Below are 21,500 nucleotides of genomic sequence, written 5' to 3' on the forward strand. Positions count from 1 at the left end.
ACGCCTTACTGGGTTGTTCTGGATGCCGCAAGAATAAGGCGGTCGGACGGCGGCAGGTCGAAGCGCGGTTCAACGCCCAAAAGCGGCGCAATTCGGGCGATCACGTTGCCGCCGGTCGGCACCGCATTCCAGCCCGAAGTGATGAACCCATGTGTTTCGGGCGTCGTCTGCGGCTCGTCCAGCATAATCAGAATCTGGTACTTCGGATCGTCGGCCGGCATGATCGCGGTGAAGGAGTTGAGCACCCGCTTCTTGGCATAGCGGCCGTTGATCACCTTCTCCGACGTGCCGGTCTTGCCGCCGACATAGTAGCCCTTGACGTCGGCGGTCTTGGCGGTACCGATCTCGGCGTTGAGCCGCATCAGATAGCGCATCTTGTCCGACGTCTCGGGCTTGATGACCCGCTTTGCCAGCGCCATCGCTTCTTGCTCGGTGCGCTTCATAAAGGTCGGCGGAATCAAATAGCCGCCGTTGACCAGCGCGTTGATGCCCATCACCGCCTGCAGGGGCGCCACCGACAGGCCCTGGCCGAACGCGATGGTCACCGTGTTCAGTTCGCCCCAGCGGCGCGGCACCAACGGGGCCGCGCTCTCCGGCAACTCGGTGCGCAGCCGGGTCAACTGGCCCATCTTGGCCAGGAACGCCTTGTGCGCCTCGACGCCCTGGCCGAGCGCGATCCGCGCGGCGCCGATATTGGACGAGTAGGTGAACACTTCCTTGGTGTTGATGAAACGTCCGAGCGTGTGGCTGTCATGGATCGTGAACTTGCCGTAGTGCAGGTTCCCGCGCGCATCCCACATCGAGTTCAGATTGATCTTGCCGCTATCCAGCGCCATCGCCAGCGTGAACGCCTTGAAGGTCGAGCCCATCTCGTAGACGCCGGTGGTCAGGCGGTTGATGCGATCAGGATCGTGCGCCTCCTTCGGATTGTTCGGATCGAAATCCGGCAGCGACACCATCGCCACGATCTCGCCGGTGCGCACGTTGGAGACGAGGCCGGAAGCGGCCTTGGCCCTGAACTTCTCCTTCGCCTTGATCAGTTCGTCGCGCAGCGCATGCTCGACGCGCAGGTCGATCGACAATTCGACCGGCTTCTGCAGCCGGTCGGTGGCGAAGCCCGCGCGATGCAGATCGGCCAGACCGTTATTGTCCAGCCACTTCTCCATGCCGGCGATGCCCTGGTTGTCGATGTTGACGAGACCGATCAGGTGGGCGACCTCGTTGCCGGTCGGATAGACGCGCTTGTTCTCGCGCAGGAAGCCGACGCCGGGAAGGCCGAGGCGGTGGATGTCGAGCTGCTGCTTCGGCGTGATCTCGCGCTTCAGCCAAACAAAACCCTTGCGCGACGACAGGCGGTCGCGCACTTCGCTGGTGTCGAGATCGGGCAAGGCCGCGGTCAAGAGCTCGATCGCCTCGTCCTTGTCGATGAGGCGGCGCGGCTCGGCGAACAGGCTCGGCGCCTTGACGTCGGTGGCGAGAATTTCACCGTTGCGGTCGGTGATGTCGGGCCGGGCGGTTGCGATCGCGTCCTGCGAGGCGGTGCGCCGCGCGCCATGGCTGTCGGCACCGACGGCGAACAGCACCAGCCGTCCGGCCAGCACGCAATAGACCGCGGCAAAGGCGAGGATCGCAAGGCCGACGCGCGCGCGCGCCTTCGCGGCGCGGTCGACATTGCTTCCGTACAGCAGCGTGCGGATCAGCCGCGTACGCCAGGGTTCAGCGGATTTTACGGCCGGCTCGCTGGCGGGTGCCGGATCGGTCATGGCAGGTCCCGTCATTGCTGATCTCCCCCGCCCTGCTCGGAATCTTCTGCGGGCGCAGGCTGGTCGGCGGCCGGCTGGTCGGTCGCCGGCTTGTCAATCGATCCGGTCGTGCTGTCGGGCGCGGCGGCGGCCTCGATGGTGTCGATCATCGCGCCGATCGGATCGCGCGAACCGGGCCGCGTGAAGTTCGGCGGCCGCTCCGGCAGGTTCTTCAGGGAATCGTACTGGTTGGCGTTGACCGGTTTCAGCGGCAGATGCCGTTCGGCGAGCCCCTGCAGTCGCAGCGGCGCGTCGAGCTTGGCCCACTGCGCGCGCAAGGCGGCGATCGCGTTGCGCTGCTCGCGGATCTCGGCATTGAGCTGCAGCACGCGCTCGACGCGCGCGGTCGATTCCATCTTGATGCGGTAGACATAGGATGCCGCGAAGATCAGCATGCCGATGACGAGGAGATGGAGGAGGCGCATCGTCAGCCTCCCCGCTTCAGGTCGGATAGCCGCGGCCAGGACGGCAGGTCGTCGTCCGCATGCGCCGGCGCCGCAGTGCGCTCGGCTGCGCGCAGCTTGGCCGACCGGGCGCGCGGATTGGCCGATATCTCCGCCTCGCCTGGTGTCACCGGGCGCTTGGTCAGGATCTGAAAGCTCGGTGCGGATTGCGCCACTTCAGGCCGATGTCGCGAGCCGCCGGAAGCCTTGCCGCGCTCGGTGAGGAAATTCTTGACGATGCGGTCTTCCAGCGAATGGAACGAGACCACGGCAAGCCGCCCGCCCGGCTTCAGCACCCGCTCGGCCGCAGCCAGCGCGCGGTGCAGCTCATCGAGCTCTTCATTGACGAAGATGCGCAGCGCCTGAAAGGTCCGCGTCGCCGGATGAATCTCGTTCGGCTTGGCGCGCACGACTTTCCCGACGATGTCGGCGAGCGCCTCGGTCGTCGTGATCGGCGCGTCCTTGCGCGCGGCCACGATGGCGCGGGCGACGCCGCGCGAATGGCGCTCCTCGCCGAAGATATAGATGATGTCGGCGAGCTGCTTCTCGGAGGCGGTTGCGACCACATCGGCCGCGGTCGGGCCGCTCTGCGCCATCCGCATGTCGAGCGGACCGCCGAGGCGGAACGAGAAGCCGCGCTCGGCCTGGTCGAGCTGCATCGAGGAGACGCCGACATCCATCACGATGCCGTCAACCTGATCCACCCCCTGCGATGCGCAGACCTCGGCGAGATCAGAAAAACGATCCTCGACCAGCGTCAGCCGGCCGTCCGCACCGTCAACCAGATCGAAGCCGCCTGTTATCGCGGTGCGGTCGCGGTCGATGCCGATGACGCGCGTATCGGGGACATCGAGAATCATGCGGCTGTAGCCGCCGGCGCCGAAGGTCGCATCGACATAGATGCTGCCGGCGCGCGGCGCGAGATAGCCGACCGCCTCGCGGCCCAGCACGGAAACGTGACGGGGAGCACGCTCGCTCATGCGCCGCCCCCGGAGAGGGCCGCGTTGCTGGCATGCAAGCTGGCTGCGCGCCGACTCATTGCGTCTCGAATCCTCGCGCTGGCTGTTCCGGCAAAAAGGCCGCTGCGTGATCCCAGCGCCAACTCCCGTCCTCGGCCGCAAATCCTGATATCCGACCGGAATTGGGAGGGTTTCCATGGGATTTCGCGCAACAGCGGGCCGTGGCCGTCCTTTGGCCGTCCCCCGAAACCGGTTCGGCACTTCACCTCTCAGTAACGGCACTTAACGTTAAGAAAACGTTGATGATCGGTTAGCGGAATCGCGCGACTTTGATCCGCATTCGAGTGATAGCCTCGGCCCTCGCTCCGGGCATCATTGCGCGGCCCATGGGGCAGACCTGGAACCGGTAGGGCCGATTGCGCGGCCCGCACGGTAAAGGAATAGTAAACGCCTATTTGTTTATCCATATGTCAAAATGCCTACTCCTGGTTCGGGTTTTGAGTGATTCGTATGGCTTCTGGTTCGTCCTCGTCCGGCAACGCTGATTCGAAGCGTCAGCGCGTCCTTCCTGTTCCGAAGGGCGTGGCCGACGTGAAGACGTTCACGCCGGATTCCTCGATCGCCTCCGACGTGATCCCGTCGGTGAATTTCGGCGACCGCGCCAATGGCCGGCAACCCGACATGATCTTGCTGCACTACACCGGCATGCCCGATGTCGAGGGCGCGATCACCCAGCTCTGCACGGCCGGCACCGAGGTCTCGGCGCATTACATCGTGCTCGAGGACGGCCGCATCGTGCAATGCGTGCCGGAGAGCAAGCGCGCCTGGCACGCCGGCGTCTCCGCCTGGGCCGGCGAGGACGACATCAATTCCTGCTCGATCGGCGTCGAGATCATCAATCGCGGCCACGATTGGGGCTATCCCGACTTCCCGCTACGGCAGATCGCGGCCGTCATCGCGCTGTGCCGCGGCATCATGCTTCGCCGCAAGGTGGTCTCGCATCGCGTGCTCGGCCATTCAGATGTGGCGCCGGGGCGCAAGAAGGATCCCGGCGAGAAATTCCCCTGGCACTCGCTGGCCAATTCCGGCGTCGGGCATTGGGTGCAGCCGGCGCCGATCGTGCGCGGCGATGCGCTGCAGCTCGGCGCGATCAGCGACAGCGTCTCCAACATGCAGGCCGCGTTCCGGCGCTACGGCTACAACATCCCGACCAACGGCAAGTTCGATGGCCCGACGATGGAGGTCGTCACCGCCTTCCAGCGTCACTTCCGCCCCGAGCGGGTCGACGGGATCGCCGACCGCTCCACCATGGCGACGCTGCACGCGCTGCTCGAGAGCCTGCCGCCGGATGCTGCGAAGCCGGCGGTGGCGTAGGCAGTCCGCCGATGCAAGACTGGATTGAAACCGCCGTGTGGTGGCACGTCTATCCGCTCGGCTTCGTCGGCGCCGAGCGTGACGCACGGGCGGACGGCAGCGTCGCGCAGCGCCTGGACCGCTTGACGGCCTGGCTCGATTATGCGGTCGAGCTTGGCGCCTCCGGCATCCTGCTGGGGCCGATCTTCGCGTCCTCCACTCACGGCTACGACACCGTCGATCACTTCCGCATCGACCCGCGGCTCGGAGACGATGCGGATTTCGATGCCTTCATAGCCGCAGCCGACCGACGCGGCCTGCGGGTCGTCCTCGACGGCGTGTTCAATCATGTCGGCCGCAGCTTCCCGGCCTTCGAACGCGCGCTTCGCGGTGGACCGGCATCGCCGGACGCCCGCTGGTTCCGCTTCGCGTGGCCAGCAGACGGCCGCACGGATGAACCGCCGAGCTACGCCACCTTCGAGGGCCATAGCCATCTGGTCACGCTGAACCATGATGAACCCGTGGTGATCGACCACGTGACAAGGGTGATGAACCATTGGCTCTCCCGCGGCATCGACGGATGGCGCCTCGATGCGGCCTACGCGGTACCACGCACGTTTTGGAGAAAGGTACTGCCGGACGTGCGATCCAAGCATCCTGACGCCTACATCTTCGGCGAGGTGATCCACGGCGACTATGCGGCATTCGTGCACGAGACGGGCATCGATGCGGTCACGCAATACGAGCTTTGGAAGGCGATCTGGAGTTCGCTGAACGACCGCAATCTTTTTGAACTGTCCTGGGCCTTGAAGCGCCACGACGCGATGCTCGATCACTTCGTGCCGCAGACGTTCATCGGAAACCACGATGTCACGCGCATCGCTACACAGCTCCACGACGAGCGACATCTCGCCCATGCACTCGTCATCCTGCTGGCCTCAGCCGGCACGCCCTCGATCTACTCCGGTGACGAGCAGGCGTTCCGCGGCGTCAAGGAGCACCGGGCGGGTGGCGATGACGCCATTCGTCCGCCGTTTCCCGCGACGCCGTCCGACCTGGCACCATACGGCTGGCGTACCTATCGCCTGCATCAGGCGCTGATCGGATTGAGGCGACGTCATCGCTGGCTTCATCGCGCGCGAAGCCGCATTCTCGGGGTCCAAAACACCAACCTCTTGCTCGAGCTGTCGCACGCCGAGAGCCGGCTCTGGGTCGTGCTGAATATGGCAGACGAGCCCATCATGCGCGTGCTCGATGCAAGGGCTCATTGTATCGCTGGCGACAGCGTCGCATCACAAAGAGGACGCGGGACCGAGATCACCGTCCCGGGGCATGGCTGGAGCGTTGTGGAGCCCGATTTGCGCTGATGCTGCTGCGGCAAGATCACCCCATCGCCGCGAGCCGCCGCGCATGGAGCCGACACTGCGGCTCGCGCGGCGTCGCGGCGGTGGCGGCAAGATCAGCCTGCTGCGCGTTGCTTTTCCGGCCAAGTGCATGCGTAAAAATGGAACTTTTCGCCATATGCCGGCTTCTTAGTTGGGGCGGTCTGAGTGGAGATTCGTCCATGTTCAAAGCACTCATCAGCGGAGCTGTCGCTATCGGCCTCATCGCAGCTCCAGTCGCCGCAGGTGCGATGTCGACCCAGGACAAGTCCATGTCGACCCATCACAAGACCCACAAGGTCCATCACGCGCAGAAGAAGATGATGGCGCCCGGCACCACGACCGGCATGTCGAGTGGAACGACGACCGGGCAATCGACCGGTGCCAAGGCCAAGACAGGGTATTGAGCGTTCAACGCCGCGCGGCGCGCTGACGATCGTTGACGTGAACGGCGCACCCTCACGGACCACGCACGAGATGAGGCGATGTCAGCCCATCTCGGCGATCCGGCGCGCGTAGAGCCGCCGCAGCGGCTCGAGTTGCGTTGCGGCAGTGGCGGCAAGATAGGCCTGCCGCGCTTCGTCCTTGCGGCCGAGGCGGCGCAGCAGGTCGGCGCGCACCGCGGGCAGCTGGTCGTACCCCTTGAGGCTGCCGCGCGCGTCCAGCGCGTCGATCAGATCGAGCGCACGCGCCGGGCCGTCGACCATCGACACCGCAGCGGCATGATTGAGCTCGATCACCGGTGACGGGCTGATGCGGAGCAGCACCTCATAGAGACCGGCGATCTGCGGCCAGTCGGTATCCTTATAGCTGGGCGCCCGCGCATGCAGCGCGGCGATCGCAGCCTGCACCGCGTAGGATTGCGGCCGGCCCGGCATCTGCAGCGCCTCCTCGACCAGCCTCACACCTTCGGCGATCTGCCGGAAATCCCACAACGAACGGTCCTGCTCCTCGAGCAGCACGATGTCGCCGCCTGCGGTCTGGCGGCCGGCGCGGCGCGCATCGTGCAGCAGCATCAGCGCCAGCAGGCCCTTGATCTCGCCGCGCGCCGGAATCAGCCGATCGAGCAGCCGCGCTAGCCGGATCGCCTCACGCGCGAGATCGGGCCGCATCAGATCCTCGCCGGCGGTCGCGGCATAGCCCTCGGTGAAGACGAGATAGATCACGGCAAGCACGCCCTCAAGGCGCGGCTCCAGCGCCTCGCGCTCCGGCACCTCATAGGGAATGCCGGCGAGCTTGATCTTCTGCTTGGCGCGCAACAGGCGCTGCGCCATCGCGTCCTCGCTCGCCAGGAACGCGCGCGCGACCTGCGCCGTGGTCAGGCCGCACACCGTGCGCAAGGTCAGCGCAACCTGGACCTCGGCGGCAAACGACGGATGGCAGCAGGTGAAGATCAGCCTCAGCATGTCGTCGTCGAGCGTCGCATCGGCCGGCTCGGGCGATGGCTCCGCATCCAGCAGCAAGTGATGCGTCAGTTCCTGCTGCTTGCCGCGAAACGAAACCGCGCGGCGAACGCGGTCGATCGCCTTGTTGCGGCCGACATTGACCAGCCAGGCGCGCGGATTGGCGGGGAATTCGCCGATCGGCCAGCGCTGCAGCGCGACAGCGAAGGCATCCTGCAGAGAGTCCTCGGCCAGATCGAAATCACCGACGAGACGGATCAGCGTTGCGAGCGCCCGGCCCGCCTCGTCGCGGAAGATTTTCTCGACCTGGCTCGGGGTTATAGCCATCAATCGTTGCTCAACGGTCGTGCCAGACGGCGCGGCCGCGGCATTCATGATGCGATAATGGCGTCATCACGGGTTGTCGTAGATCATCACCGGCCTGACTTCGATCGAGCCGGTCTTGGCGCCAGGAATCCGCGCCGCGAGGCCGAGCGCGGTGTCGAGATCCTTGGCCTCGACCAGATAGTAGCCACCGAGCTGTTCGCGGGTTTCCGCGAACGGCCCATCGGTCGTCAGCGTCTTGCCGTCACGCACCCGCACGGTGGTTGCCGTCGACACCGGCTGCAGCCCGTCGCCCGCCTTGAAGTGCCCGCTCTGGATGATCGACTGGGTGTAGGCGCCGTACTCCGCCGTCACGGCCTTGCGGTCGTTAGCGGTCATGTGGGCGTATTCCGCGTCGCTCCGGTAGATCAGCAGCAAATATTGCATCTCGTCTCTCCTCTTGATCGGCTGGATCGCCGACACCCAGTCGAATGGGCGGCAGGTCAAACGACATCTTCAGGATAAATTATTTTGGCCTCCTTGGCCGCCGTTATCCGCTTGACGGATCGGGCGGAAACGCCCATTCCGTGGGGGTCAGTCGGCCGGACGGCCGCTCCCGCTGGTGCCGAAAGGCCGCGGGGGAGGAAAGTCCGGGCTCCATCGACATGCGGTGCCGGATAACGTCCGGCGGGGGCGACCCCAGGGAAAGTGCCACAGAGAACGAACCGCTCCCTCCTCGGAGGTAGCAAGGGTGAAAAGGTGCGGTAAGAGCGCACCGCGTTTCCGGCAACGGAGACGGCATGGCAAACCACACCGGGAGCAAAACCGAATAGGGACGGCAACGCGGTTAGTTCGCGCACGCGCGATAACACCGCAGGGCGATGTCAGGCCCGCTGTCCGGGTAGGTTGCTCGAGGCGAGGTGCAAACCTTGTCCCAGAGGAATGGCCGTCGCGTACCATTCGCAAGAATGGTGCCCTACAGAACCCGGCTTACAGGCCGGCTGATATTTTGGAGTATGAAGGGCTCGGCGTAACACGCCGGGCCCTTCGCCATATCGGACACCACGGTTGCATCCTATTTTGCTAAAGTGCCCGTCGCGGAGGAACGCAGATGGACCTTCAGAAGATCATGGCAAAGGCGCGAGATATCGCCAGGACCACCGGCACGATCACGACCGAACAACTCAACGGCCTGTGCCCGAACAGCATGGAGCCCGACGATATCGCAGCTCTCTTTGCGTCCCTGCGTGCCGAGGGCATTCAACTCAAGGATAGCGACTCAGAAAAGTAGAAGCCGTCGTCTTCGGACACTAGGCCACGATCTCCTGCAGCAGCGTCATCAGCGCTTCCGGCGCCGTGACGTTCGGCGAGTGGCTGGCGTCGATCTCGAGATAGCGCCAGCCGGCTTCGTTCTTCGTGCGTTTCGCGAATTGCCCGAACGTGTCCGCCGGCGTGATGCGGGTGGCGTAAATGTAGCTGCGCGGCAGGCTGGTCTCGCCATGTTGCAGCTTCAGCTTCTGCTCGAAGCATTTGATCGGCATGTCGACGCGGCGCGCAGTCAGCCATTCGACATCTGCCGGCGACGTGTCTGGCGGCGTCGGCATCGGCGGGATACGCCAGCCGTCGCCATTGCGCGCCGCCTCCCGCATCTTGTCGATCGCCACTTCGTTGAGATCGAACAGCGACTGGCCGTCGCGCGGCACGAAGGCGTCGATATAGATCAGCTGCGCGATGCGCTCGGGCACCCGGTCGGCGACGCCGGTCGCGACCATGCCACCATAGGAATGGCCGACCAGCACGATGTCGCGCAGATCCTCGTAGGAGATGACGCTGAGCATGTCCTGGATATGCGCCTCCAGCTCGAGCCCTTGATGCGCAAGGTGCGCGCGCTCGCCGAGCCCGGTGTAGCTCGGCGTGACGAGCCGGCGCCCGGCGGCCTGCATCAGGGGATGCATTTTCTTCCACGCCCATCCGGCTGACCAGGCGCCGTGACAGACCAGAAAGGTTTTTTGCGAATTCGCAGTCGACACACTCGCAGTCATGGGGGTGCTTCCATTCGATTATCGTCGATGAGCCGCGATTTTGAAGTGTACCCGCCGCTCGCGTCGTGTAAACGTCGCGGCAAAACATGATCGTCATTCCGGGATGGTCCGAAGGACCAGACCCGGAATCTCGAGATTCTCAGGCGCGCAATTGCGCGCCATAGTTCGATGCTTCGCATCGCCCCGGAATGACGACGAAGGAGAAAGCAACTGAACGCGGCAAGCTACGCGGTCCTGTTCTTCGGCGCGCTTGCCGGCGGCTTCGTTTCCGGTCTTGCCGGCTTCGGCACCGCGCTGATGGCGCTCGGCATCTGGCTCTATGTGCTGCCGCCGACGCTTGCGGTGCCGCTGGTGCTGGTCTGCTCGGTGATCGCGCAGGTGTCGACGCTGCCGTCGATCTGGAAGACCATCGACTTCCGCCTGGTCTGGCCGTTCGTCATTGCGGGCCTCGCCGGCGTGCCGATCGGCATCTTGCTGATCGCCCGCGCCGACCCCGAGGTCTTCAAGCTGACGATCGGCGTCTTCCTCCTGGTGTTTCCGGCCCTGCTGTTCCTGCAGCGCAAGCCGATGTCGATCGCGTTCGGCGGCAAATGGGCCGACGGCGCGATCGGATTTGCCGGCGGCATCCTCGGCGGCCTCGCCGGACTGTCCGGCCCGCTGCCGATCCTGTGGGCGAGCCTGCGCGGCTGGGGCAAGCAGCAGCGTCGCGGCGTGTTTCAGATCTTCAACTTCACGATCCTGGCGGCCGCGCTTCTGGTCCAGATCGCGAGCGGCCTGGTGAAGCCCGAATTGATCTGGCTCGTGGCCTGTGCGTTTCCAGGAACGCTGCTCGGCGCTTGGCTCGGCGCGCGCCTCTACCACGCGCTTAGCGACCGCAATTTTTCCGACGTCGTGCTGGTGCTGCTGTTCCTGTCCGGCGTGGCGCTGGTGTGGAACGGGCTGGCGCCGAAATAGCCGACAGCGCGCGGCTGACGGACATCGGTCCATCAGCCACGCGCCATCGCCTACTCCGCCGCCGCCTGGCCGAACTCAGTCGCCTGCCGCTCGAATAGGCCACGGTAGATACCGCCCTGCCGCGCGGCAAGCACCTCGTGCGTGCCCTGCTCGACGATCTCGCCGCGATCGAACACCAGGATGCGATCCATGCTGCGCACGGTCGACAGCCGGTGCGCGATCACGATCGAGGTGCGGCCTTTCATCAGCCGCTCCATCGCCTGCTGGATCAGCGCCTCGGATTCCGAATCGAGGCTCGAGGTTGCCTCGTCCAGGATCAGGATCGGCGCATCGGCCAGGAACGCGCGCGCCAGCGCCACGCGCTGCCGCTCGCCGCCCGACAGCTTGACGCCGCGCTCGCCCACCAGCGTGCCGTAATCCTTCGGCAGCCGCATGATGAAGTCGTGCGCATTGGCAAGCCGCGCCGCCTGCTCGATCGCCTCCATGCTGGCGCCCGGCCGGCCATAGGCGATGTTCTCCGCCAGCGTGCGGTGAAACAGGATCGGCTCCTGCTGCACGATCGCGATCTGGCTGCGCAGCGATTGCTGCGTCGCCTTGGCGATGTCCTGACCGTCGATCAGGATTTTGCCACTGGTGACGTCGTAGAGCCGCTGCACCAGCTTGACGAAGGTCGTCTTGCCGGAGCCGGAACGGCCGACCAGGCCGACGCGCTCGCCGGCATCGATGTCGACCGACAGCCCGTCATAGAGCGGCAAGCGATGGCCGCCATAGTGGAACGTGACGTCGTCGAACACGATGCGGCCGCCCTGGATGTCGATCGCCCTGGCATCATCCGCGTCGACGATGCCGAGCGGCTCGCCATGGATCTGCACCAGCTCCTCCATGTCGTTGACCGAACGCTGCAGGTTGTTGATGTGCATGCCGACATCCCGCAAGTAAGCGTGGATGATGTAGTAGCTGGTCAGCACATAGGTGACGTCGCCCGGCGTGGCATGACCCTGCGCCCATAGCAGGATCGCGCCGCCGATCACCGAGGCGCGGAAGCACAGCAGCACCAGGAGCTGCGCCGTCGAGGTGTGGTTGTAGCGGAGCCAGGTCCGCCGCACCCGCCGGCGCCAGCGGCTGATGACGCCGTCCAGCCGCATGTCCTCGCGCGTCTCGGCGCCGAACGACTTCACCACCGCGTTGCAGGTCAAGGCATCGGCCAGCGTGCCGCCGACCTTGGTGTCCCACGCATTGGAGACGCGCGCGGCAGGCGCGACGTAGCGCACCTGGAACACCATGGTCATCGCGACATAGATCACCGAACCCACGGCGATCACCGCGCCGAGTGATGGCCAGTGCAGCCCGAGCAGGATCATCGAGCCGAGCAGCACCACGAGCGACGGCAACAGCGCCATCAGGATGGTGTCGTTCAACAAGTCGAGCGCCCACATGCCGCGCGTGATCTTGCGCACGGTGGAGCCGGCGAACGAATTGGCGTGCCAGTCGGTCGAGAAGCGCTGCACGCGCATGAAGGCCTGCTGCCCGACATCGGACATCGTCTTCAGCGTGAACGGCACGATGGTCTGGATACCGACCAGCCGCAGCAGCAGCGACAGCGCGCCGAGGCCGACGATGGCGCCGAACGCCAGCATCGCCGCATGGCGCGCGGCGGCATCGGTGGCGCCCGCGGTCAACGCATCAACCAGATGGCCGGAGAACACCGGCATGAACAGGTCGGCCGCGGTCGCACCGAGGAAGCCCGCCGTCACGGCGAAGGCACGCAGCGGCTGCTCCAGCCAATGGCGGAACACGAATGGCAGGACGATCCGGATCGCGGCCGGTCGCTTGGTCGTCAGAGCGGTCATGGCACATTCCGGCCACGCTTCTGCAGCGCAAGCCGGCTCCATCTGAGGCGACAGGCGGACGGAATCCGGCCGCTTATGTCGCTGGAAATTGTAGATAACGTGTTGGGAAGTTTAGGTGATCGGGGATCAGGCCCGATCAGCGCCGGGAGCTAACGCGAAGCCGCGTCAAGCACCATCGAACGCGGGCGCGCGATCTGCGAAATAAACGACTTCATGCGCATCTCCCGGGTTCGAGTAAGGAATGCGCTGCTTATAAATGCATCACGCGCGATTGGCAAGATGACAAGCGCGTGAGTGCGTCAATGTGTCGGCGATGCAACGCTCTGCCCGCGACCGGGCGCACTGCGCGCGAAGCCGATGCACTCAATGCGCGTCGCCGCCGCCCGCGGTCATCGACGGCGGCTTGTTGACGAACAGCACCAGCAGGCTGAGGCCGACATAGAACAGCGACAGCATGAAGAAGGCGTCGCCGTAGCTCATCACCTGGGCCTGGCGGTGCACGAGCTGCGAGAGCTGCTTCATCGCCATGGTGGCGGAATCGCCCATGCCCTGCAGGCGCTGGGTGAAATTGTTGAGGGTCTCGACCGCGGTCGCGTTGCCCCAGGTCACGCGGTCCTGCAGCCGCGAGATATGCAGATCGGTGCGGTCGTTGAGCGCTTCGTTGATCAAAGCGAGCCCGACCGCGCCGCCGAGATTGCGCATCAGGTTGAACAGGCCGGAGGCGTTCTTGACGCGGTCCTGCGGCAGCGTGGCGAGCGCGATGTTGTTGGTCGGCACCATCGCGCACATCATGCCGATGCCGCGCAGGATCTGCGGCACCAGCAGCTCGTAGAAATCGTACTCGCGCGTGATCCAGGTCATCTGCCAGGAGCCGAGCGCGAAGGTGACGAGGCCGAAGGCGATGATGTAGCGCAGATCGACCTTCTGCATCAGCCGGCCGACCACCGGGGCCATGAAGAACATGGTGACGCCGGAGACGAACATGGTCTCGCCGATCATCAGCGCGCTGTAGCCGCGGATCTCGGCGAGATAGCGCGGATAGACATAGGTCAGGCCGTAGAGCCCGATACCGATGCAGAATTGCAGCACGCAGCCGACCGCGAAGTTGCGGTTGGAGAAGGCATAGAGATCGACGATCGGCTCCTCCGCGGTCAGCACCCGCCAGAAGAAGGCGACCGCCGAGACGAAGCCGATCGCGGCGCAGATCGCGACCGAAGTGTCCTGCAGCCATTCATATTGCGGGCCTTCCTCCAGCACATATTCGAGCGAGCCGAGGAAGCCGCCCATGAAGATCAGGCCCCACCAGTCGAAGCGCTCGAGCAGCGCGAAGTTCGGCTGGTCGAAATCGACCAGCGCCAGAACGCCGACGGTGATGATGACGCCGGGCACGATGTTGATGAAGAACAGCCAGTGCCACGACATCAGATCGGTGATGTAGCCGCCGACGGTCGGCCCGACGGTCGGCGCCAGCGTCGCGACCAGGCCGATGATCGGCGCCACGATGTAGAACTTGGAGCGCGGGAAGATGGTGTAGGCCGAGGCGAACACCGTCGGGATCATGCCGGCGCCGAGGAAGCCCTGCAGCGCGCGCCACAGGATCATCTGCTCGATCGAGGAGGCGAAGCCGCACAACAGGCTCGACGCCGTGAAGCCGAACGCCGAGATCGCAAACAACAGCCGGGTGCCGAGCGCGCGCGACAGGAAGCCGGACAGCGGGATCGCGATCACCTCGGCGATCAGGTAGGCGGTCTGCACCCACGACACTTCGGTCGACGAGGCCGACAGGCCGGCCTGGATTTCGGTGAGCGAGGCCGAGACGATCTGGATGTCCAGGATCGACATGAACATGCCGAACACCATGATGATGAAGGCGACCACCCGCTTGGGCTGGAGCCGTTCGGTCTCCGAGGCGCCGGTCATCATCGAGGGAGAGGCAGTGGTCGCGTCGGCCATGGGCTCATCAGGCTCCGCGCTTCGAACCCGCGGTCCGAAGCTTCAAGGCATCACTGCGGATGGATCATCATCGGCGCGTCGAGGTCGGTATCGGCGTCGGCATCGGCCGCGCCCTCTCGCGTGTCGACGGTGGTGTAGACCGACATGCCGGCGCGCAGCATGCCCTGCCTGGCGACGCTGTTCGGCACCCGGATGCGGACCGGCAGACGCTGCACGATCTTGGTGAAGTTGCCGGTGGCGTTGTCGGGCGGCAGCAGCGTGAACACCGAGCCTGCGGCCGGCGAGATGCTGTCGACGATGCCGGTGAACTTGCGGAAGCCGTAGGCGTCGACCTTAATCGTCACCCGCTGCCCGGTGCGGATGCGCTTGAGCTGGGTCTCTTTGTAGTTGGCGTCGATGAAGACGCCGTCGAGCGGCACCACATTGCCGAGCCGCTGGCCGACGTTGATGTAATCGCCGGTGTTGACGAGACGGTTGGAGAAGGTGCCGTCGACCGGCGCGCGCACCTGGGTGAAATCGAGATCGCGCTCGGCCTTGGCGAGCTGGGTCTGCAACTCGGCGAGCTGGGCGCGGGCCTCGGCCTGCTGCGCCTTGGTGACATCGACGTTGCTCTTTGCGGCGTCGAAGGCGGCCTGCGCCGACCGCACGGCGGCCGCGCCCTGATCACGGCCGGCTTCGGAGACTTCGAAGGTGGCGCGCGAGGCAAAGCCCTTGGTGCTCAGCGCCTGCTGGCGATCGAAATCGAGATCGGCGCGCTTCAGGCCGGCTTCGGCGGAGACGAGCTGCGCCTGCGCCTGCTCGACCGCGCTTTCGGCCGCAGCGACCTGGCGGCCGATGCGCTCGATCGTCGCCTGCTGGGTCGCGATCCGCGTGCGCGCGGCGTCGACCGCGATGCGATAGTCGCCGTCATCGATCCGGAAGATCACATCGCCGGCGCGCACCACCGCGTTGTCGCCGGGCAGGATCGCCGCGATATGGCCCGCGACGCGCGCGCCGAGCATGGTGTTGTTGGCGCGGACATAGGCGTCGTCGGTCGAGATGTAGAAGCGCCCGACCAACAGGTAGTAAGCGGCATAGCTCGCGGCGGCGAGCGCGAGCAGCCCGAGCACGCCCATCATCACGAATCTGCGCTTGCCGGACTTCGGCGCCGCGGCGGCGGGCGACGCCGCCGGCTGTTCGGGCGCAGAAGCGGGCGGCGCCTCGGCAGGACTCTTGTCGCCGGGACTCTTTTCGCCTGGACTCTTGGCTTCGTCGGCCCTTTTGGCTTCGTCAGCGCGGCCCTGCTCGCCGAGATCGGCGGATGCGTCGCGTGCCATCGCGTCCGCGGCCGTCTCAGGCCCGGAACGAACAATGCGTGCAGCCTGATCCCGTGCTGCGGCCATAACCGAGGCTCCCCACCAAAAATCTCGACGCGCGCAATGGCTGGAGAAGGGCCGTGCGGCGCATCGTCACTCCAACCATACCATTGACCGAACGGTTCGGTCAATCTACATTCCCGCCCAGCGGATTATAAGGCTTCGATTCTTCCCGGACTGATTCCGGGTTGAGTTCTTTCGCGAGAAGCTAAATCAATGGTTGCAGCGCCCCCAAACCCCCTCCACCTCGTCGTCGGCGACGAGGAGTCCTCGAAGCGCCGCCAGATCCTGGACGGCGCCCGCAAGGTATTCCTGGAGCTCGGCTTCGACGGCGCCAGCATGGGCGAGATCGCCCGCGCCGCGGGGGTCTCCAAGGGCACCCTGTACGTGTATTTCCCCGACAAGGCCGGGCTGTTCGCAGCGATCGTCGAGGAGGAAAAGCACGAGCAGGGCAAGGTCGCCTTCAACTTCGATCCGGCACGCGACGTCGACACCACCCTCCCCGAATTCGGCCGCGCCTATGTCGCGGTGCTGTGCCGGCCCGGCGGCGGCTCCGCGATCCGCACCGTGATGGCGATCGCCGAGCGGATGCCCGAGCTCGGCAGCCGGTTCTACACCCATGTGATCGCCCACACCGTCGACCGCTTCGCCGCCTATCTCGAGGCGCGCGCCGCGCTCGGCGAGCTCGAGATCGACGACTATCAGCTCGCGGCCTGGCAATTCATGCAGATGTGCCAGGCAACGCTGTTCCAGGCGTTCATCTTCCAGGCCAATCCGTCGCCCTCGCCGGAGCGGATCGCCACCGTCGTGGACAGCGCGACGCGCGTGTTCTTCGCGGCATACCGGCCGAAGCAGGCGGATTGATCCCCCGCCGTCGCAAGACAGGCGAGTAACGGTCCATCCGACTATTTCTTTTGGTAGGACCGCAACTTGGCGCTTGTCGCGCGACGCCACCTCGCGCGACAATTCCCTGCATGAACGGGGATATCGACCCAGATCAAATGTCCAGCGTGATGGCGCGGCTGGGGGAGGCAGTGGTCGACCCGACGGCGTGGACCGACATCATGACGTCGATCTGCGAAGCGGTGGGCGCAACCGGCGCCGTGCTGCTGCAAAGCGACGTGCGGACCCCGGACGTGCCGCGCACCGCGTCGACCGAAGAGATGGTGCAGTTCTACTTCGCACATAACTGGCATGAGCAGGATTCGCGCGCTCCAGGCGTTCCGCGAGCCATGGCCGGCGAGGTGATCACCGATCAGGACTTGTTGACGCCCGAGCAGATCCGCTCGGATCCGATGTACAATGAGGTGCTGTATCCGTTCGGCTTCAAATGGTTCGCCGGCATCGGCTTCTGGGCCGACAGCGCACCGTGGGTACTGACGTTGCAGCGCACCGGAGAGGAAGGACATTTCGAGACACGCGAGACACGGCTACTGGCTCAGCTGGGGCCGCGCCTGACGGAGACAGCGACACTGTCGACTGCGGTCGGCCGCATCGCGCTCGCCTCCATGACCGGCATTCTCGACCGGGTGCGGCAGCCGGCCGTCGCACTCGATCGCGCAGGCCTCGTGATCGATCGCAACGAAGCCGCCGATGCCGGCTTCGATGCGGACATCAGGATCAGGGATCGCCGGCTGATCGTGCGCGACAAAGCGGCACAGGCGCGGCTTGATCAAGTCGTCGATCTGATCCCCGGCGCACCCGAGCGCGCGGCGCTGCCGATCGAACCGATCGTGATCCGCCGTGCGCACAAGGGGCCGGTGGTGTTGCGCGTGTTGCCGATCGACGGTGCGGCACGCAACGTCTTCCTCGGCGCGCGGGCGATGCTGGTCTTCGTCAATTTGACGCCACGCGCGATGCCCGAGCCCGGCATGATCGCGCAGGCATTCGACCTCACGCCGGCAGAAGCGCGGCTGGTGGCGCTGCTCGCGGGCGGCCTCTCGATCGACGACGCTGCCGAACGGCTCGGGATCGTTCGCGACACGGCACGCAACCAGTTGAAGTCCGCCTTCGCCAAAACCGGCACGCACCGCCAGCCCGAACTGGTCAACCTCGTCCTTCGGATCGCCTGACAGAGATTCGACTCAATCCACAATGATGCTCACCCGCCCGATTTCGCCCAGCACGGCCGGGCGTTGACCGCCGTACGCGCCGCTCTTGAGCACGGCCGTATACGATCCAGCCGCGCGATAGACGTGCGTCCGTCGAAAGCCGCGGATCGGTGAGATCGTGTCATCAGTCCGGCCGTCGCCGAAATCGAGCACGACCACCCCCTCCGGCATCCCCGGCCCCATGCCGGTGAAGGTCACCTCGAGCGGCGCCGCGCCCGAGATCGGCGAAGCGGCAAGAGCACTTGTCGCGTTCATCTGCGTCGTCGCGGTCATGTCGATCACACCAAGGGTGATTGCGGAGATGGCAAATGCCGGCAAACGCCACGTCATTTCGAATGTCCCGATCATCCACCCGCCGCAAGCAGATTGCGGCGGGTGGTTTCATGAATCAAGCGGCAGGACGACCTCCTCCGGCTCAGACCAGATGGAAATCACCTGCGTGCGCTTGCAGCTCCGCCGCCTTGATTCCGGCAAAGGTGATCGTATCGCCGAACGCGTCCGTTATGACGGCGCCGGCGGCGGTATCGGCCGTGTGATTGGATAGCATGTCGTTCACGCTGGTGAAGATCGACTTGTCGAGTTGCACGGCGTCATTGTGCGCAACGAAATCGGTGATCACGTTGGTGCCGAAATGCGGGCGGAACAGGAACGTGTCCGGCCCGTTGTTGCCGGTCAGCGTGTCACCATCGCCGCCGATCAGGACGTCCGGGCCATTGCCGCCGATCAGGATGTCGTGCCCCGCCGAGCCGTCGAGCACGTCCTGGCCGTTGCCGCCATTCAATGTGGTATGGCTTCCGGCCTGGTAATCGACGCCGGGATTGAACACGACGATGCTCAGCGTCGACGACGCCGTTGCGCCATGCGGATCGGCAATCGTGTAGGCGAAGGTGTCCTGCGCGACGATCTGCGACGGCAAGCCCCCCTTGTTGGCGACATAGACATAGCTGCCGTCTGCATTCAGCGTCAGCGAGCCGTAGGTGCCGGCTATGGTGTGCCCGACATTGCCGGCCGCCCCGTCCACGGCGCTGACCACCGAATGACCCTGATCGTGGATGTCAGGATCGGTGTCGTTGGACAGCACGCCGTGCGACGCGTCGACCGACAGCGTCGACTTCTTCGCCGTGCCGTTGCTGTCCGCGACCGCGATCGGGGCGTCATTGGCGCCGTTGATGGTGAGGACGACATCCTGGGTGACGGCCCCGCCATGCGCATCGTCGATGATGACGGGCACCGTGACGGTGAGGCTCTCGCCGACCGACAGGAAATCGAGATCCTTGTCGACGATGCTGTAGTTCCAGTCGATCTTGCCTGCGTTGGTGTTGCCGGCCTCGGGCATGATCGTAAAGGCTGCCTCGAGCGAGGCGATTTGTGCCGGCGTGAGTTCCGACGTGTAGTCGTGCGTCGCGTCCTGCCAGGTCACCGTCTCGCCGGCGGCATCGATCGTCGCAGTCGGCCGGTCGTTGAGATCGGGATCGGTGAATGCGATCGTGCCGGAGGTCGTATCCGGCGTCGAACTTCCGGTGACGCCGGGCAATTCGCTGATCGTGCCCGTCAGGTTGGACAGTGCCGGCACCACCGACACGGGATCATTGGTGCCGGTGAAGACGACTGTGATCTGCTGGGTCGAAGTGTCACTGACGCTCGAGCCGGTGTGGTGGTCGGCCACCGTGACGTCGTAGACCACGGTCAGCGTCTCGCCAGCCGCCAGGAAGCCCAGATTCTTGTCCGCCAGGTCGAACTGCCAGTTGAGCGTCCCGCTGGTGCCGTCGACGCCAATCGAATCGGTCAGCGCCGTTGCGAGGGCCGCCTGCGTCGCGAGCGGAACCATGACGCCGCCGGACCAGGTCGCGGTATCAAACGCCTCACTCGCGGTGTGGGTGTCGCCGGCATTCGCATCGGTGAACGTCAGTGTGCCGAGAAGTTCCTGCAGCGAGGCGGAATTGGTGGTGTTGGCCAATTCGGTCAGCGGATGCGGGGATCCCGGATCGGGCGACAGCACCGGCGGACGGTTCAGCACTTCGGTCTCGTTGAATGTGCCGTCGGCGAACTCGAATTTCTGGATGTTGGTGACGGTGTCGGTGCCGTCAGGTGACCCGCCGCGCTGGTCGGCGATCTGGATCGCGCCGCTGCCGAGCAGGGTCGCGATGTATTGCAGCCGGCTGCCGCTGTAGACGACTGTGTTGGTGCCGCCCCCGCCATCGATCGTGTCGTTGCCGCCATTGCCGCGAAGCACGTTGTCGGCGGCGTTGCCGACGATCGTGTCGTTGCCCGAGCCGCCATTGGCGTCCTCGATCAGCGATGCGGTCTCGGTCGGGTTAGTCGGATCGATCAGCGCATTGGCGATGTTGCCGCGCGCGAAATACTCGGCACCGCCCGCCCCGTTATTGCCGAGATCGGCGCGCTGCGCGTGCGCCGCGCTGGTGTCCAGTATGGTCCAGGCGCCGGGATTGAGATCGATGGAGAGGTTGGTCGTGTAGTTGGAGAAGTCGTAAGTATCGGTGCCACCGCCATCCCACAGCGTCATGAGCACGAAATTGCTTTGCGGCGCGCCCTGCCCGACGCCATCGATGAACTCCTCGCCGGTGGTCGGGCTCCAGGTGTAGGTGGTATTGCCGTTGTGCGCCGTGGCGCCATAGTTCGCGCCGTACATGTACTGCAGCGCGGCGATGTCATCCTGCATGTAGGTGGTGGGATGATCGGGCGCGTTGTCACCATTGGTCGCATTGTCGCCAGGAAACTGGCTGTAGGTCATCACCGAGTATTCGTAGGAGTTGTGATCAGCCGGCAGCGCGGGGAACGTCACGCCGTGCCCGTCCTGCGTGACGTGGCCGTGCTTCAATCCGAGATTATGGCCGGTCTCGTGCATGATGCCGGCCGCATCCTGGAAGCTGCCGAGCACCGGATTGGTGTAGCCGCCGGTGACGAACCATGCGTCGCCTTGCGCGCCCATCGCGGAGAACGGGGCGCTGCCGTTGTAGCCCAGTTCGGGCGGATTGGCCTCCGCGGTGCCGGGCGCGTTGCCGGGGACGTGCAGTCCAGTGTGCAAGGCGACACTGCTGTCGTCGGTGTAGTCGATCTTGTCGGCATTGGCGTAGCGCAGCGTCGCGCCGGCGCTTGTCGTCTCGGTGAAGGTGAGGTTGGTGAAGCTTGCGACGTTGGCGAGCGCCGCACGCACCGCCGTCTGCTGTGCCGCGGTGAACGCGCTGAAATTGTCGATCTCCTGGTAACCGTATTCAGCGCTGCTGGTGGGAAACGAAAACGTCAGATCCTGCGCGCCGCCAGATCCCCACTCCCATCCCCAGAGAATGCCATCGATATCTTGATTGCCGGACAGATTAACAACTTGAGTCATGGGAAAACTCCGTCTTGGGTGAAATGAAAAACGTCCCCAATTCCGTTCAGTTGTCGTGCTGACGTGCGATGCAATCCTTTCTGTTGAGGGTGATTCCGATTTCGAAATTTGCGGCGCAAAGGCCGCTTGATCCGGGATTCACGAGCACCGCACCTGAAATCCGCGGCGGCGTACGAGATTGTTAGGCTTGCGGCAATTGCAAGTCAAACGTGTTTCTGTATATGACAAAACTATAAAT

19 protein-coding genes and 1 other RNA gene are annotated in these 21,500 nt (G+C 65.0%); 8 read left to right on the top strand and 12 right to left on the bottom strand.

What is annotated here, in order from left to right:
• Positions 1-5 precede the first annotated feature (5 nt).
• Genes ACOIX3_RS30465 through rsmH form a run of 3 tightly spaced genes read right to left on the bottom strand, consistent with a single transcriptional unit; the run spans position 6 to position 3,225 of the window.
• Positions 6-1,778 (bottom strand): peptidoglycan D,D-transpeptidase FtsI family protein, encoded by a 1,773-nt coding sequence (locus ACOIX3_RS30465; RefSeq protein ID WP_420965648.1) that lies wholly within the window; start codon positions 1,776-1,778, stop codon positions 6-8.
• Entirely contained in the window at positions 1,775-2,227 is a 453-nt protein-coding gene (gene ftsL, locus ACOIX3_RS30470) for a cell division protein FtsL (RefSeq protein ID WP_092115927.1), read from the bottom strand. The genes ACOIX3_RS30465 and ftsL overlap by 4 nt, the downstream gene beginning before the upstream one ends.
• Before the next feature lie 2 nt (positions 2,228-2,229).
• Positions 2,230-3,225, bottom strand: coding sequence for a 16S rRNA (cytosine(1402)-N(4))-methyltransferase RsmH (gene rsmH / locus ACOIX3_RS30475; RefSeq protein ID WP_420965650.1), 996 nt, complete (start codon positions 3,223-3,225; stop codon positions 2,230-2,232).
• 489 nt (positions 3,226-3,714) lie between these two features.
• Here rsmH and ACOIX3_RS30480 point away from each other — a divergent pair, with 489 nt between their 5' ends.
• The gene (locus tag ACOIX3_RS30480; RefSeq protein ID WP_420965652.1) at positions 3,715-4,578 is read left to right on the top strand and encodes an N-acetylmuramoyl-L-alanine amidase; all 864 of its coding nucleotides are present in this window, start codon (positions 3,715-3,717) and stop codon (positions 4,576-4,578) included.
• Between the two features lie 11 nt (positions 4,579-4,589).
• The gene (locus ACOIX3_RS30485; RefSeq protein WP_420965654.1) at positions 4,590-5,924 is read left to right on the top strand and encodes an alpha-amylase family glycosyl hydrolase; all 1,335 of its coding nucleotides are present in this window, start codon (positions 4,590-4,592) and stop codon (positions 5,922-5,924) included.
• 16 nt (positions 5,925-5,940) lie between these two features.
• On the opposite strand, the gene ACOIX3_RS30490 is transcribed toward ACOIX3_RS30485, so the two are convergent.
• The gene (locus tag ACOIX3_RS30490; RefSeq protein WP_420965655.1) at positions 5,941-6,078 is read right to left on the bottom strand and encodes a hypothetical protein; all 138 of its coding nucleotides are present in this window, start codon (positions 6,076-6,078) and stop codon (positions 5,941-5,943) included.
• Between the two features lie 43 nt (positions 6,079-6,121).
• On the opposite strand from ACOIX3_RS30490, the gene ACOIX3_RS30495 reads away from it, so the two are divergent.
• Positions 6,122-6,346, top strand: a complete 225-nt coding sequence (locus tag ACOIX3_RS30495; RefSeq protein ID WP_092115929.1) for a hypothetical protein — start codon at positions 6,122-6,124, stop codon at positions 6,344-6,346.
• Between the two features lie 81 nt (positions 6,347-6,427).
• Here the strand turns inward: ACOIX3_RS30495 and ACOIX3_RS30500 are convergent, their stop codons facing one another.
• On the bottom strand, positions 6,428-7,669 hold the full coding sequence (locus tag ACOIX3_RS30500) for an RNA polymerase sigma factor (RefSeq protein WP_420965657.1): 1,242 nt from the start codon (positions 7,667-7,669) through the stop codon (positions 6,428-6,430).
• Positions 7,670-7,735: 66 nt separating this feature from the next.
• Positions 7,736-8,092, bottom strand: coding sequence for a YciI family protein (locus ACOIX3_RS30505; protein WP_342727611.1), 357 nt, complete (start codon positions 8,090-8,092; stop codon positions 7,736-7,738).
• 147 nt (positions 8,093-8,239) lie between these two features.
• Here ACOIX3_RS30505 and rnpB point away from each other — a divergent pair.
• Positions 8,240-8,654, top strand: an RNA gene (gene rnpB / locus ACOIX3_RS30510) — RNase P RNA component class A.
• 102 nt (positions 8,655-8,756) lie between these two features.
• The gene (locus tag ACOIX3_RS30515) at positions 8,757-8,936 is read left to right on the top strand and encodes a hypothetical protein (protein ID WP_420965658.1); all 180 of its coding nucleotides are present in this window, start codon (positions 8,757-8,759) and stop codon (positions 8,934-8,936) included.
• Positions 8,937-8,955: 19 nt separating this feature from the next.
• On the opposite strand, the gene ACOIX3_RS30520 is transcribed toward ACOIX3_RS30515, so the two are convergent.
• Positions 8,956-9,687 (bottom strand): alpha/beta fold hydrolase, encoded by a 732-nt coding sequence (locus tag ACOIX3_RS30520; RefSeq protein ID WP_420965659.1) that lies wholly within the window; start codon positions 9,685-9,687, stop codon positions 8,956-8,958.
• 210 nt (positions 9,688-9,897) lie between these two features.
• On the opposite strand from ACOIX3_RS30520, the gene ACOIX3_RS30525 reads away from it, so the two are divergent.
• On the top strand, positions 9,898-10,641 hold the full coding sequence (locus tag ACOIX3_RS30525) for a sulfite exporter TauE/SafE family protein (RefSeq protein ID WP_420971829.1): 744 nt from the start codon (positions 9,898-9,900) through the stop codon (positions 10,639-10,641).
• A gap of 50 nt (positions 10,642-10,691) precedes the next feature.
• On the opposite strand, the gene ACOIX3_RS30530 is transcribed toward ACOIX3_RS30525, so the two are convergent.
• The 3 genes from ACOIX3_RS30530 to ACOIX3_RS30540 all read right to left on the bottom strand — a co-directional run bounded on the left by ACOIX3_RS30530 (position 10,692) and on the right by ACOIX3_RS30540 (position 15,826).
• Positions 10,692-12,491 (bottom strand): ABC transporter ATP-binding protein, encoded by a 1,800-nt coding sequence (locus ACOIX3_RS30530; RefSeq protein WP_420965660.1) that lies wholly within the window; start codon positions 12,489-12,491, stop codon positions 10,692-10,694.
• Between the two features lie 363 nt (positions 12,492-12,854).
• Positions 12,855-14,444 carry a DHA2 family efflux MFS transporter permease subunit gene (locus ACOIX3_RS30535; protein ID WP_420965661.1) on the bottom strand — a complete coding sequence of 530 codons (1,590 nt, stop codon included), beginning with the start codon at positions 14,442-14,444 and terminating at the stop codon, positions 12,855-12,857.
• Positions 14,445-14,494: 50 nt separating this feature from the next.
• Complete coding sequence (locus ACOIX3_RS30540) at positions 14,495-15,826, bottom strand: HlyD family secretion protein (protein WP_420965663.1); 1,332 nt, start codon at positions 15,824-15,826, stop codon at positions 14,495-14,497.
• A 189-nt stretch (positions 15,827-16,015) separates the two neighbouring features.
• On the opposite strand from ACOIX3_RS30540, the gene ACOIX3_RS30545 reads away from it, so the two are divergent.
• Entirely contained in the window at positions 16,016-16,663 is a 648-nt protein-coding gene (locus ACOIX3_RS30545) for a TetR/AcrR family transcriptional regulator (RefSeq protein ID WP_420965665.1), read from the top strand.
• A 137-nt stretch (positions 16,664-16,800) separates the two neighbouring features.
• Positions 16,801-17,871, top strand: a complete 1,071-nt coding sequence (locus ACOIX3_RS30550; RefSeq protein WP_420965667.1) for a helix-turn-helix transcriptional regulator — start codon at positions 16,801-16,803, stop codon at positions 17,869-17,871.
• A gap of 12 nt (positions 17,872-17,883) precedes the next feature.
• Here ACOIX3_RS30550 and ACOIX3_RS30555 read toward each other — a convergent pair whose 3' ends face one another.
• Positions 17,884-18,258 (bottom strand): hypothetical protein, encoded by a 375-nt coding sequence (locus ACOIX3_RS30555; RefSeq protein WP_420965669.1) that lies wholly within the window; start codon positions 18,256-18,258, stop codon positions 17,884-17,886.
• A gap of 67 nt (positions 18,259-18,325) precedes the next feature.
• Positions 18,326-21,262, bottom strand: coding sequence for an Ig-like domain-containing protein (locus ACOIX3_RS30560; RefSeq protein WP_420965670.1), 2,937 nt, complete (start codon positions 21,260-21,262; stop codon positions 18,326-18,328).
• Positions 21,263-21,500: the final 238 nt, after the last annotated feature.

Source organism: Bradyrhizobium sp. B120, from assembly GCF_049075665.1.
Classification (GTDB): Bacteria; Pseudomonadota; Alphaproteobacteria; order Rhizobiales; family Xanthobacteraceae; genus Bradyrhizobium.